Annotated in this window: 12 protein-coding genes; 1 reads left to right on the forward strand and 11 read right to left on the reverse strand. The window is 45.1% G+C overall.

Annotated elements, in window-relative coordinates; translation table 11 throughout:
• Nucleotides 1-66: 66 nt before the first annotated feature.
• The 9 genes from ilvA to DXD06_RS07445 all read right to left on the reverse strand — a co-directional run bounded on the left by ilvA (nucleotide 67) and on the right by DXD06_RS07445 (nucleotide 9,987).
• The gene (gene ilvA, locus DXD06_RS07405; RefSeq protein ID WP_117831236.1) at nucleotides 67-1,278 is read right to left on the reverse strand and encodes a threonine ammonia-lyase; all 1,212 of its coding nucleotides are present in this window, start codon (nucleotides 1,276-1,278) and stop codon (nucleotides 67-69) included.
• Nucleotides 1,262-2,224 (reverse strand): signal recognition particle-docking protein FtsY, encoded by a 963-nt coding sequence (ftsY, locus tag DXD06_RS07410; RefSeq protein ID WP_117831215.1) that lies wholly within the window; start codon nucleotides 2,222-2,224, stop codon nucleotides 1,262-1,264. The genes ilvA and ftsY overlap by 17 nt, the downstream gene beginning before the upstream one ends.
• Before the next feature lie 43 nt (nucleotides 2,225-2,267).
• The gene (gene smc / locus DXD06_RS07415; protein ID WP_117831216.1) at nucleotides 2,268-5,825 is read right to left on the reverse strand and encodes a chromosome segregation protein SMC; all 3,558 of its coding nucleotides are present in this window, start codon (nucleotides 5,823-5,825) and stop codon (nucleotides 2,268-2,270) included.
• A 3-nt stretch (nucleotides 5,826-5,828) separates the two neighbouring features.
• Entirely contained in the window at nucleotides 5,829-6,518 is a 690-nt protein-coding gene (gene rnc / locus DXD06_RS07420; protein ID WP_055068459.1) for a ribonuclease III, read from the reverse strand.
• 57 nt (nucleotides 6,519-6,575) lie between these two features.
• Nucleotides 6,576-6,812, reverse strand: a complete 237-nt coding sequence (gene acpP / locus DXD06_RS07425; RefSeq protein ID WP_022045088.1) for an acyl carrier protein — start codon at nucleotides 6,810-6,812, stop codon at nucleotides 6,576-6,578.
• Between the two features lie 18 nt (nucleotides 6,813-6,830).
• Complete coding sequence (plsX, locus tag DXD06_RS07430; RefSeq protein ID WP_117831217.1) at nucleotides 6,831-7,856, reverse strand: phosphate acyltransferase PlsX; 1,026 nt, start codon at nucleotides 7,854-7,856, stop codon at nucleotides 6,831-6,833.
• A gap of 140 nt (nucleotides 7,857-7,996) precedes the next feature.
• Nucleotides 7,997-8,176 carry a 50S ribosomal protein L32 gene (rpmF, locus tag DXD06_RS07435; RefSeq protein WP_022045086.1) on the reverse strand — a complete coding sequence of 60 codons (180 nt, stop codon included), beginning with the start codon at nucleotides 8,174-8,176 and terminating at the stop codon, nucleotides 7,997-7,999.
• Between the two features lie 4 nt (nucleotides 8,177-8,180).
• On the reverse strand, nucleotides 8,181-8,705 hold the full coding sequence (locus tag DXD06_RS07440) for a YceD family protein (RefSeq protein WP_022045085.1): 525 nt from the start codon (nucleotides 8,703-8,705) through the stop codon (nucleotides 8,181-8,183).
• 91 nt (nucleotides 8,706-8,796) lie between these two features.
• Nucleotides 8,797-9,987 carry an acetate kinase gene (locus DXD06_RS07445; protein WP_055068458.1) on the reverse strand — a complete coding sequence of 397 codons (1,191 nt, stop codon included), beginning with the start codon at nucleotides 9,985-9,987 and terminating at the stop codon, nucleotides 8,797-8,799.
• A gap of 157 nt (nucleotides 9,988-10,144) precedes the next feature.
• Between DXD06_RS07445 and DXD06_RS07450 the strand changes: the two genes are divergently transcribed.
• Complete coding sequence (locus DXD06_RS07450; RefSeq protein WP_158569504.1) at nucleotides 10,145-11,455, forward strand: tRNA(Met) cytidine acetate ligase; 1,311 nt, start codon at nucleotides 10,145-10,147, stop codon at nucleotides 11,453-11,455.
• 3 nt (nucleotides 11,456-11,458) lie between these two features.
• Here the strand turns inward: DXD06_RS07450 and aroB are convergent, their stop codons facing one another.
• The gene (aroB, locus tag DXD06_RS07455) at nucleotides 11,459-12,571 is read right to left on the reverse strand and encodes a 3-dehydroquinate synthase (RefSeq protein ID WP_117831219.1); all 1,113 of its coding nucleotides are present in this window, start codon (nucleotides 12,569-12,571) and stop codon (nucleotides 11,459-11,461) included.
• Between the two features lie 18 nt (nucleotides 12,572-12,589).
• Nucleotides 12,590-13,177, reverse strand: a complete 588-nt coding sequence (locus DXD06_RS07460; protein WP_117831220.1) for a ribonuclease H1 domain-containing protein — start codon at nucleotides 13,175-13,177, stop codon at nucleotides 12,590-12,592.
• Nucleotide 13,178: the final 1 nt, after the last annotated feature.

The raw sequence follows: 13,178 nt of genomic DNA on the forward strand, positions 1-13,178 counted from the left end.
TTGGATACTTTACCATAAAGAAAACAAGGTGTCAAGTATTTTTTCTTGACACCTTGTAATTTATTTTTAAATCATGGTTCTTACGATCTTTGGCTTATATCCGGCCTTTTCCAGCGCCTTGATAATCTGCTTCTTGTGATCGGTACCAAAACACTCCAATGTAATCCGAAGTTCAACTGCGGCATTCCGGTTCGTGGAAACAAACTGATTGTGTTCGAGTTTGATGACATTTCCCTGCTCTTTTGCCAGTGTCTCGGAAACTTTCGCCAGTTCTCCCGGCTTATCCGGAAGCAATACCGAAACGGTAAAGATACGGTCACGGAAAATCAGTCCCTGCTGTACCACGGAAGACATTGTGATTACGTCCATGTTTCCACCGCTTAAGATGGATACCACCCGCTTGTCCTTAACATCCAAATGCTTTAATGCCGCTACCGTAAGCAGTCCGGAATTTTCTACAATCATCTTGTGGTTTTCCACCATATCCAGAAAACTTACGATCAGTTCATCATCCGTTACCGTGATAATGTCATCCAGATTTTTCTGGATATATGGGAAAATTTTGCTTCCCGGTGTCTTTACGGCAGTACCGTCGGCGATTGTATTTACTGTCGGAAGCGTTGTCACTTTTCCGGCTGCAAATGAAGCCTGCATACAGTTTGCACCAGCCGGCTCCACACCGATCACCTTAATCTTTGGATTGAGCAGCTTTGCAAGTGTGGATACACCGGTTGCCAGTCCGCCTCCCCCAATCGGAACAAGAATGTACTCTACCAGCGGAAGTTCCTTAAAGATCTCCATTGCAATGGTTCCCTGACCGGTTGCCACTGCCAGATCATCGAACGGATGAATAAAGGTATATCCTTTTTTTTCTGCCAGCTCCAGTGCATGTGCACATGCCTCATCATATACATCTCCGTACAACACAACTTCCGCACCGTAACTCTTGGTACGATTCACCTTGATCAGAGGCGTGGTGGTTGGCATTACAATTACCGCCTTACAGCCGTAGCACTTTGCGGCATATGCCACTCCCTGCGCATGGTTTCCGGCAGATGCTGTAATCAGTCCTCTCTGACGTTCTTCCTCTGAGAGCGTGCTGATTTTATAATAAGCACCCCTTACTTTGTATGCACCGGTAAACTGCATATTCTCCGGCTTTAAATATACTTTATTGCCTGTCTGGTCACTTAAGTAATCACTGTATACAAGTTTTGTCTCCAGAGTAACCTCTTTTACTTTTTCACTTGCTTCTTCAAATTTATCTAGCGTCAGCATCTTCATCGTTGTCCTCCTTATTTTTTACGTCAAACAATGCATTCACAAATTCATCCGGGTCAAATTTCTGGAGGTCATCCATGGTCTCTCCCACGCCGATATATTTGACCGGCACTCCAAGTTCCGCCTGAATTGCCACCGCAATTCCTCCCTTGGCTGTTCCATCCATCTTTGTCAGCACAATTCCGGAAATCTTTGCCACATCGGAAAATTCCTTTGCCTGAACCAGCGCATTCTGTCCGGTTGTCGCATCCAGCACAACCAGCGTCTCCCGATACGCCTGTGGATACTCTTTTTCGAGAATCTTGTTAATTTTTCCAAGCTCATTCATCAGATTTTTCTTGTTGTGCAGACGTCCTGCCGTATCGACCAGAAGCACATCTGCATTTCTGGCCTTTGCTGCAGCCGTTGCATCATAAACCACAGATCCCGGATCTGCGCCTTCCGTTCCGCCAATCATGTCAACTCCCGAACGGTCCGCCCACTCTTTGAGCTGATCTCCTGCTGCTGCACGGAAAGTATCCGCACCGGCAATCACAACCTTTTTTCCCTGCTCCTTCAGTTTACCTGCAAGTTTTCCGACGGTTGTGGTCTTTCCCACACCATTGACTCCGATCACAAGGACAACGGATGTCTCTTCTTCAAAGCGGTATGCCGTCTCACCGACCTGCATCTGCTGTTTGATGCTGTCGATCAGAAGCTGTTTGCATTCTGCAGGCTCTTTCACATGGTTTGCCTTTACTTTTTCACGCAGATCATCCAGAATCGACTCGGTAGCCTTAACGCCCAGATCACCCATAATCAGAATTTCTTCCAGTTCCTCGTAAAATTCATCATCAATTTTAGAAAAACCGTGAAATACCGAATCAATTCCGGATACAATATTATCTCTTGTCTTGGTCAGTCCTTCGACAAGCCGGCTGAAAAAACCTTTCTTTTCTCCCATATCAGTTTCCTTTCTTATCGCTTCTTTCTTTTTACATAATCAATCAGTTCAAATCATGTTCAATCAGATCTACCGACACAAGTGTCGATACACCTTTTTCCTGCATGGTAATTCCATACAACCGGTCCGCTGCTGTCATTGTACCACGCCTGTGTGTAATAACAATAAACTGTGTATTTTTTGTCAGCTTATTTAAGTAACTTGCAAACCTTGAGACGTTAGAATCATCAAGTGCTGCTTCAATCTCATCCAGAAGACAAAACGGTGAAGGTTTCAGTGCCTGAATCGCAAACAGCAGTGCAATCGCCGTCAGTGCTTTCTCACCACCGGACATCTGCATCATATTCTGCAGCTTCTTTCCCGGCGGCTGCGCGATGATGCGGATGCCACATTCGAGAATATCCTCATCCTCCACCAGTTCTAAAGCTCCATGTCCGCCACCGAACAGGTGCTTGAATGATGCATTGAATTCTTTCTGGATTTCCGCAAACTTTTCCAGAAACTGTTTTCTCATGCCGCTGTCGAGATCTTCTATGATGCCGAGCAGTGTCTGCTCTGCCTCAACCAGATCATCATGCTGCCCTTTCAGGAACGTATAACGTTCCGAAACTTCTTTGTATTCTTCAATGGCATTGACGTTGACTGTTCCCAGCTTCCGGATCTCATCCTTTACTGCTGCGATCAGTTTCTTTAAAGCAAGCGGATCTTCGTATTCACTGTTTCTTAATTCTGCTGCCGCATGCGGTGTCAGTTCATATTCTTCCCACAGATAATTTGTCTGTTGTTCTGCAGATTCATTCAGCTTTTCCCGCTGGTTGTTCAGACGGAACACTTCTTTATCCAATCCGTTACACCGCTCGGAAATTTCCTCCTGTTTCCGGAAAAATCCCCGGTATTCCGCAGACATCTGTTCTTTTTGTTCTACGCTTTCACGAAGTTTCTGTTCCAGTTGCCCATGGGAATCCGAAGAAGCAAGGATCGTCTTTTGGATTTCTGCAATATCGTGCTGTTTCTTTTCCACATCTTCTTTGAAATTTTTCGCATTCTCCAGAAGCCCGGTCTTTTCCGTCTCAAATTTTTCCAGATCTCCATTGATACGTTCCACGTTTGTCTGGGCAAATTCTACTTTCTGCCGGATATTCGCTTCCTCAAGCTGAATTCCGGAAAGTTCCGATTCCGCTTTATTTTCCAGTTCTTTCTGTTCTTCAAGCATCTTCTGAAACGCTTCATTCGCATGCTGGATTTCCGTTTCCCGTTGTCTGGAATGTTCCAGTTCCTCCTTAATGCCTGTCTGATCTGCACGGATTTCTTCTACCTGCTGATCCATCTGCTGCCGTTCCTTCATGAGACTTGAAAATACTTCTTCACTCTCATTTTTCTGCTGCATTGCGCGATCCACATTGATCTTTGCAGTATTCTGACGAATAAATTCTTTCTGCAGGGTTTCTTTCACCTGTTCGAGGTCTTCCTCATTCAACTCAATGGCCGTAAGAAGATCCTCCCTGCGGTTTTTTATCTGCGCAATCTCCTGAAGCAGACGATTCGTTTTCGTTTCCAGCTCCTCCACTTCGCGGCGTCTTGCCAGCAGATTGGATGAATTTTTAAATGCTCCACCCGTCATGGAACCACCGGGGCTTAAATATTCTCCCTCAAGAGTTACAATATGTAAACTGTAATGATTCTTCTTTGCAAGTGCAATCGCATGATCAATCGAATCTGCCACAAGCACACGCCCCAGCAGATACGCCGCCACTTCCTCATACTTTTGCTCACACTTTACCAGCTGACTGGCAATTCCAATAACTCCGGGCTCCTTCAGTGCCGCTTCATTCTTCGGATTTTTTCTTGCGCTTACACTGGTCAGCGGAAGAAATGTTGCACGTCCGAAACGGTTCTGCTTCAGAAATGCAATCATTTTCTTTGCCGTTGCTTCATCTTCCGTCACAATATTCTGAATGTTTCCACCCAGAGCGGTCTCAATCGCAATCTCATATTTCTTATCCACCTGAATCAGATCTGACACAACCCCGAGTAATCCCGGATTATGTTCTTTCTGTTCCATCACTTTGCGGATACTGTTTCCGTATCCGTCATAGCGCTCCGCAATATTTTTAAGCGACTCCAGACGAGACTGCTGCCTGTGAAATTCGTTTTGCTTTTCTTCTAATGCACGGTCATTTTCTTTTGCCTTAGTTCTCCATTCTTTTTCCTTTGCACTTAATTCTTTTTCCTGCTCCGAAAGTTCACCGATATGCGCACTGACCTCTTCGAGATCTTTTTTACAGTCTGCAAGAACCGAATCCAGATCCGTTTCCTGCGTTTTTCTGTCCAGCAGACGCTTTCCAAGCTCTGCTTTTCGTATATTGATCTGCTCCACCATGGTATCGGAACGCTGCTGTTTGGCCTGAATATCTGCTCTGCGGTTTAACAGCGCAAACAATTCTTTCTGCCCCTGTTCCATTCCCTCATTACAGGATGCAATCTGTTTCTGTATCTCTGCCAGTGTCTGTGCTGCTTCTTCCTGTCGTTTCCGTACCTGTGCAAGCTGTTCATCACCGGAATGTTTTTCTTTCTCGTAGGAAGCTTTTGCCTCCTCCTTTTCCTTCTGCTCCCGCGCAATGGCATCCAGACGGCTCTGCAGATGTTCATCTGTCATCTCTGCCGTATGGATCTGCTCTGCCAGTATCTGGATCTGGCTTTCGAGTTTTTCCTTCATCACAGACGTATTGCTGATATTTTCCCGGATTGCATTGATCTTTTCGTCCATTTCCGTGATGCTTTCGCCCAAACGGTCATATTCCTGGCGGATCTTTTCCCTTGCATCCGTGCTTTCTTTCAGCTGTTCCTCTGCAATTTTGAATTTTTCCTCTACTTCACGCTGCTCGGATGCGATTCTCTCTGTTTCCATGAGAAACATGTTGACATCATAATCTTTCAGCTCATTCTTCTTTTTTAAATAGGTTTTTGCCTTTTCCGACTGCAGCTGTAACGGTTCCACCTGGCGTTCCAGTTCGGACAAAATATCGTTTACACGGACCAGATTGTCTCTCTCATTTTCTAACTTTTTTTGTGCAGTCGCTTTTCGTTTTTTGAATTTTACTATTCCTGCCGCCTCATCAAAAAGTTCACGCCGTTCTTCCGGTTTGCCGCTTAAGATCCGGTCAATCTGTCCCTGTCCAATGATCGAATATCCTTCTTTTCCGATACCGGTATCATAAAACAATTCTGAAACTTCTTTCAGTCGGCACGGACTGCCATTGATTAGATATTCACTCTCTCCGGAACGATACAGACGTCTGGCAACGGTGACTTCCTCATAGTCGATTGCCAGTTTATGGTCGGAATTATCCAGTGTAATCGCTACATACGCATAGCTGAGCGGTTTCCGGTTCTCCGTACCCGCAAAAATAACATCCTGCATGGAAGACCCACGCAGCTGCTTGACCGACTGCTCTCCAAGTACCCAGCGCACCGCATCCGCAACGTTACTTTTTCCACTTCCGTTCGGTCCTACAATGCCCGTGATTCCCTGGTGGAATTCAAATACAATTTTGTTTGCAAATGATTTAAATCCCTGCACCTCAATACTTTTTAAATACATGTACTATCCCCTTTGCTGGTTTTTAAGCATCAGAAGTGCCTGATACGCAGCCTCCTGTTCCGCTGCTTTTTTGGTATGTCCGGTTCCACTGCCAATGACACGCTCTCCAATACATGCACGAACCGTAAAACTCTTATTATGATCCGGACCGGACTCATCAGTCAGCACATAAGTAAGCTGTTCATGTTCTCCCTGCACAACCTCCTGCAGGATAGTCTTGCTATCATAAAAGAGCTGTTTGTGTTCAATATCTGTCAGAATATATTTATGAATAAACTCTTTTGCATTAGCAAAACCACCATCCAAATAAATTGCCCCGATCACAGCTTCCAGTGCATCAGACAAAATAGATTTGCGACCTCTTCCTCCGGTCTGGTCTTCTCCTTTCCCGAGTAAAAGATACTCTCCTAAAGCAATATCCTTGGTACAGAGTGCCAGTGTCGGCTCACAGACAATGCTTGCACGAAGTTTTGTCAGTTCTCCTTCCGGCTTATCCGGATACTCTTTGTACAAAAATTCACTGGAAATAATCTCAAGCACGGCATCGCCCAAAAACTCCAGTCTCTCATTGTCCGAATGTTTCTTTAAGTGCTTCTCATTGGCAAATGAACTATGCGTCAGTGCCTGACGAAGCAATTTCTCATCATGAAAGTGATATCCGATCACTTCCTGAAATTTTTTAATATCTGTCACTTCTTTCCCCTTTCTGAAATAAAGGAGTCCGCCACCGGACTCCTTTCGTATCTGTGTTTAGTTTTCGTTCATTGCAGCTTTGATCTGTTCTACCGCATCTCCTACCGTAACAATCTTTTCTGCCTGCTCGTTTGGAATCTCAATATCAAATTCTTCCTCAAGTCCCATAATGATCTGGAATACATCCAGGGAATCCGCTCCCAGATCATCGATGAATGTGGTATCCATCGTAATCTCATTTTCATCCACGTTTAATACGTCCACAATAATCTTCTTTAATTTTTCGAATTCCATAATACTTCATTTCCTTTCTTATTCTTCTTCATTATTTTTGGAATCTACAATTCTTTCTTTGATAATTTCGTTAATATTCTCTTCACGGAATGTCACACACTGGTAAATGGAATTGGTAATTTCCTTTGCCTTGGAACTTCCATGGGTCTTTACCACAAGACCATTCAATCCCAGAAGCGGTGCTCCGCCATACTGGCTCGCATCAAATGCTTTCAATGTTTTTTTCAGTGACGGCAATGCCAGTGCCGCACCAATCTTACTCTTTAAATTGCTCATCAGTCCCGCTTTGATCACACCGACCAGTGTTGAACTGAGACCTTCGTATAATTTTAAAATGACATTTCCGACAAATGCCTCACACACAATGACATCTGCACCACCATGCGGAATCTCTCTTGCCTCGATACTTCCGACAAAATTGATATCCTCACATTCTTTCAACAGCGGAAATGTTTCTTTTACCAGGGCATTTCCCTTCTCCTCTTCCGCACCGATATTTACAATCGCCACTCTCGGATTCTTGATCCCCACAACGTTTTCCATATAAATGGAACCCATCTTTGCAAACTGTAATAAATGTTCCGGTCGTGCATCCACATTTGCACCACAGTCAATCAACAGCGAAATTCCGGTCTCTGTCGGAATGATCGGTGCCAGCGGCGGGCGCTTGATTCCACGGATACGTCCGACAATCGTCTGTCCGCCAACCAGAACCGCGCCGGAACTTCCTGCGGAAACAAATGCATCCGCTTCTCTTTGTTTTACCATATTCATACCTACAACGAGGGATGACTGTTTTTTCTTTCGAATTGCCTGAACGGGTGGCTCTGCCATCTCAATTACTTCAGGCGCATCCACAACCTCAATACGCTCCTGCGGATATGGATACTTCTGCAATTCTTCCCTTACCACATCTTCCTGTCCAACCAGAAAAACTTTGATATCTTCACGGGAAGAGACCGCATCAACTGCTCCCTTAACAATTTCTGCCGGTGCATTATCACCGCCCATTGCATCAAGAGCTACTTTCGTGATTGTCTGCATGGTCTGTTCCTCCTTATGCATCTACTAGAAAATATACTATATATCATTCCATAAATCAACGATAAATTGGCTCTTTCAGACACAAAAAAATCAAGAGTCAGCAAAACCGCCAACTCTTGATTTTTAAAGACCTATCCTTATTAGTCCTGCGCGATAATCTCTTTTTTGTTATAAGATCCGCAGTTCTTGCATACACGGTGTGGCATCATTAATTCGCCGCACTTGCTGCACTTTACTAAGGTCGGAGCAGACATTTTCCAGTTTGCTCTTCTCTTATCTCTTCTTCCCTTAGAAGATTTATTCTTTGGACAAATTGACATTTGTTTACACCTCCTTAAACCTGTTAAATATATCTTGGATTGCTGCCATTCTTGGATCAAGTTCTGTTCTCTGGCAACTGCAGGCTCCCTTATTCAAGTTCATCCCGCAGACTTTACAAATTCCTTTGCAATCGTCCTTGCACAGAACTCTCATTGGCCAGTTCACCAAAATCTCGGCGTAGACAAGTTTATCTACATCCAGTTCAAACCCAATCAGGTAATCCGGTTCCTCCATCTCTTCATCGACAAGTCCCTCTTCCCGAACAGTGAGTTTCTTATCTATGTCAAAACGGATCGGCGTCCGAACTTCTTCAAGACACCGCGCACACGGAATCATCACATCAATATCAACCGTACCCTTAACGAATACCGCTGCATTCTCCTCATTACGGATCTGCAATGTCACCGGCGCTTTGCGAACAATAGGAAAATCTCCCAAGCGGGAACGAAAGGAAGTGAGCGAGATGTCCGCCTCCTGTGTCAATTCCTTGTTTATGGATTTTGTAATGATTGAAAGATCAATTTTCACACTATTCTCCTATTCACACCTAAACAATTATACATAGGGTGTCCTGCTTTGTCAACTAATTTTTACAAATTATCAACAAATTTATCAACATTTATTTTACCAGTGCTACGGTCTCACGACAGATTGCAAGCTCCTCGTTGGTCGGAATGACACATACGGTAACTTTTGAATCCGGTGTGGAAATAATTTCCTCCACGCCACGCACATCGTTTGTCTTCTTATCAAGCTTGATTCCCAGATATCCCAGATAAGAAACGATCTTTTCACGAATGAAAGAAGTATTCTCTCCGATACCTGCAGTAAATGCGATCGCATCCACACCATTCATTGCTGCAACATATGCACCGATGTATTTTGCCACACGGTAAGCAAATACCTCACAGGCATCAATGGCGCGTGGATTTCCTTCATTATAAGCAGCTTCCAGATCACGGAAATCACTGGATACACCGGATAATCCTTCAACACCGGATTTTTTATTTAACACATTCATGACACCATCGATGTCGAGGTTCTCTTTCTTTGCGATAAATTCCATGATTGCCGGATCAATATCTCCGGAACGGGTTCCCATAACCAGTCCCTCCAGTGGAGTCAGACCCATGGAAGTATCCACACATTCTCCATTTAATACAGCACTGACAGATGCTCCGTTTCCAAGATGCGCTACAATAATCTTGCTGTTTTTCAGATCCAGTTTCAGATACTCTGCACATGCTTTGGATACAAAACTGTGGCTGGTTCCGTGGAATCCGTATCTTCTTACTTTATATTTCTCATAATATTCATATGGAAGTCCGTACAGAAATGCCTTTCTTGGCATTGTCTGATGGAACGCTGTATCAAATACACCAACCATCGGTACATTTGGCATAAGATCCTGACACGCACGGATACCGATCAGGTTTGCCGGGTTATGTAACGGTGCAAGTTCATTACACTCTTCTACCTTTGCAAGCACTTCTTCTGTCAGTACCACCGACTTTGCAAACTTCTCTCCACCGTGTACAACACGATGTCCAACTGCGTCGATTTCGCTCAGATCCTTTACTGCTCCACTCTTTGGATTATGCAGTGCATCAAGAACCATCTGAATGGCCTCTTTGTGGGTTGGCATCGGAGCTTCCGTGATCTCCTTATCCATTCCCTCTTTCTGGTAAACCAGTCTCCCGTCAATTCCGATTCTTTCGCATAAGCCCTTGGCAAGTACCTCTTCTGAATCAGAGTTGATCAGCTGGTACTTCAGGGAAGAGCTTCCGCAGTTGATTACTAATACGTTCATTTGAATTCTCCCTTGTCCTTATTCATTTTGTGGAAATCCACAATCTTTTTCCATTATAAACACATTTTCCTTCTTATACAAGTGGAAATCCTCGAAAAGCTGTGTTAATATTTTAACAGAAAAACAGGCAGAAGAAACGACCGAACAGGAGGCAAACGTGAAAACAGCAGGAATTATCGCCGAATACAATCCGTTTCACAACGGACACCAATATCAGATGGAAACCGTACGCCACCTTACAGGAGCAGATTTTGTGATCGTTGCCATGAGCGGGGATTTTATGCAGCGCGGTGTTCCTGCCATTGCCGACAAATACACGCGCACCCGCATGGCACTTCTCGGTGGTGCCGATCTGGTACTCGAACTTCCGGCTGTATGGGCGACCGCTTCCGCGGAATATTTTGCTGCCGGAGGCGTACAGCTTCTCGGAAAAACAGGCGTCGTTGACACGCTCTGCTATGGCTGTGAAACTCCGGAAAAAGAACTTATGCAGGCAATTGTCGAAGTTCTTTCCAAAAATGCTTCGGACTATCAGATGCTGGTTTCTTATGACATGAAGCAGGGAAATCCGTTTCCTGCCGCACGAAGCCATGCGCTGTGCTCCCTGCTGCCTTCCTTTTCTTCTGATGCGGTTTCTTCTTTTCTGGCATCTCCGAACAATATTCTGGCCTTAGAATACGAAAAAGCAATCGCCCGCTGGAATTCCATAAACAGCGTACATGACAGAACTTTTTCCAGTATGCCGGTCCAACGTATCGGGGAAGGTTACCATAGCACAAAAACAGGTGTAACCTATGCCTCTGCAACTGCCATAAGAAACGCCCTGCTTGCGCCGTCTAAAAATGACGGTAACCACAACCATTCCATGTTCATAAGTACAGGCAGCTTTGATTTCGAACTTTCGCAGATGCTTCCCGATACTTCCGCCTCCCTCCTTGCCACTTTGGCACAGCAGAACCTTCTTCTGGACACGGATGCTTTTTCTCAGGCTCTCTACACCCGGTTATGGGCACTGTACGACGGAGGCTATGCTGACTTTGCAGACTGTGGCAAGGATCTGTCCCATCGAATCGTCCAGCAGCTAGAGCATTTTTTAAGTTTTTCGCAGTTTGCCGATCTCTTAAAAAGCAAAAATACAACATACACACGCATCTGCCGTGCACTGCTCCACATCCTGCTCAACATCCGGCAGGACGATTATGCTGCGCTCTGGCAGCCGGACGGTATTCCGTATCTGCGGGTACTTGGTTTTCGCAGGAATTCCTCTGCGCTTCTTTCCTCCATCAAAAAAGAAGCATCCGTTCCTTTGATTACCAAAGTTGCAGATGCTTCTTCTATCCTTCATGGAATTGCATACAAACGTTTTTTACACGATGTAGCCTGTGCTGATCTGTACCGCACTACATCTTCCATGCAAATACAGACCGAATTACCAAACGAATACCGACAGCCCATCGTCCTCGTATAACTTTTACAGTTCCATAATAATCTCTCTTGCCAGACTCTCCTCGATCGGCTTGGCATACACATTCGGCGCAAACTCCACTACATCGCCAATGCCTTTTTCGATCACAAAGCGTAACTTTCCGTCACGCACCTTTTTGTCGGTATAAAGCTTCTTAACCAGAGCTTCGCGGTCAATATAATCCGGAATCTTTGTCGGAAGTCCCACACGCTCATACAGCTTAGTCACACGCTCTGCCTCTTCCTCTGACATATAGCCAAGGCGTGCCGAAAGCAGTACCATAGCCGCCATTCCGATGGAAAGTGCCTCGCCGTGCAGGAGCCGGTAGTCACTGACAGTTTCAATGGCGCGTCCCACCGTGTGTCCTAAATTCAGGACTTCGCGCAGTCCGCTTTCTCTCTCGTCTTTCATAACAACATCATACTTGATCTTGCAGTTGTTCTCTGCGATATATTCGCAGGCAAACTTCTGGAAACTCATAATATCATCCAAGTTTTCCTCGATAAACCCAAACATTTCACGGCTCGCCAGACATGCATGCTTGATGGTCTCTGCCATACCGCTTGCCATCTGACGTTTCGGAAGGGTTTTCCATGCGGCAATATCAATGTAGACCTTGCGCGGCTGATTGAAAAGTCCAATCAGATTCGTTGCAAGCGGTGTATCAACGGCAGTCTTTCCGCCCACGGATGCATCTGCAGCAGCCAGAAGTGTGGTCGCATAATTGATAAACGGTACGCCTCTGCCATATGTTCCTGCCAGAAATCCTGCCAGATCCGTAACAACACCTCCGCCGATTGCAATCACAGCACAATCTCTGCGGAACCCTTTTTCCAGCATGGCATCTTCAATCTTCGCCTTCGTCTGTCTGGTCTTACTTTTTTCTCCTGCGGGAAATACGAACAGTTCCACTTTAAATCCAGCCTTGCTCAGCTTTTCACTGATTGGTTTTGCATACAGATCCAGTACATTGGAATCCGTGATCACAGCAAATTTTTTGATTTTTCCCAGAAGACCGGTCTCTAAATCCTCTACCAGCTGATCCTCCAGATGGTACCCCATCTCAATATCGTAACTGTCATCCACCACTTTTTTCAGTTCTACATTAAATACGCTCACTTTGTCACCCCTGTCTGTCTAATCTACCCCGGCAGCAAGTCTTGCCAACCGGTCTGCCTCTTCATTTCCTTCTACCCCGGAATGTCCTTTCACTTTCACAAAATGAAGGGAAATTTTATCATTCACGGACTGTATAAAATCATAATAGGCAATCGTTCCCTGTTTGTTCCGCTTCCAGGCTCCGGTTGCCCACATCTCGATTCCCATATAGTCATAATAAATGGTTAAGTCGGTAAGTCCCATGGCAACAGCTTCTTTTACTGCAGCCATGCTGCCTAACACCTCTCCTGCCACATTGCGCATCGATGCCATCTGGGGATCATTGCCGCTTCCGCTGATCACGTGACGTTCTCCCTTTGTCACGAGAAATCCGCCATATCCATAGACGGAAGTAGCACTGTTAAACGAACCGTCGACAAACGCATAATTTTCCGGTTCATTTTGTTCCTCTTTTTTTTCTTCCAGAAACTGTTCCGCTTCTGCGCGTGTCGCAAACCCTTTATAGACAGCTCCCGGAAATCCATGCACCATACTTTTACATGCATCCCATGAGGTATAAATTCCCGGAACTTTTCCCTTTTTTACCGCATAAAATTTTCCAGCCATA

This window comes from Roseburia sp. TF10-5, from assembly GCF_003462365.1.
GTDB lineage: Bacteria > Bacillota > Clostridia > Lachnospirales > Lachnospiraceae > Roseburia > Roseburia faecis.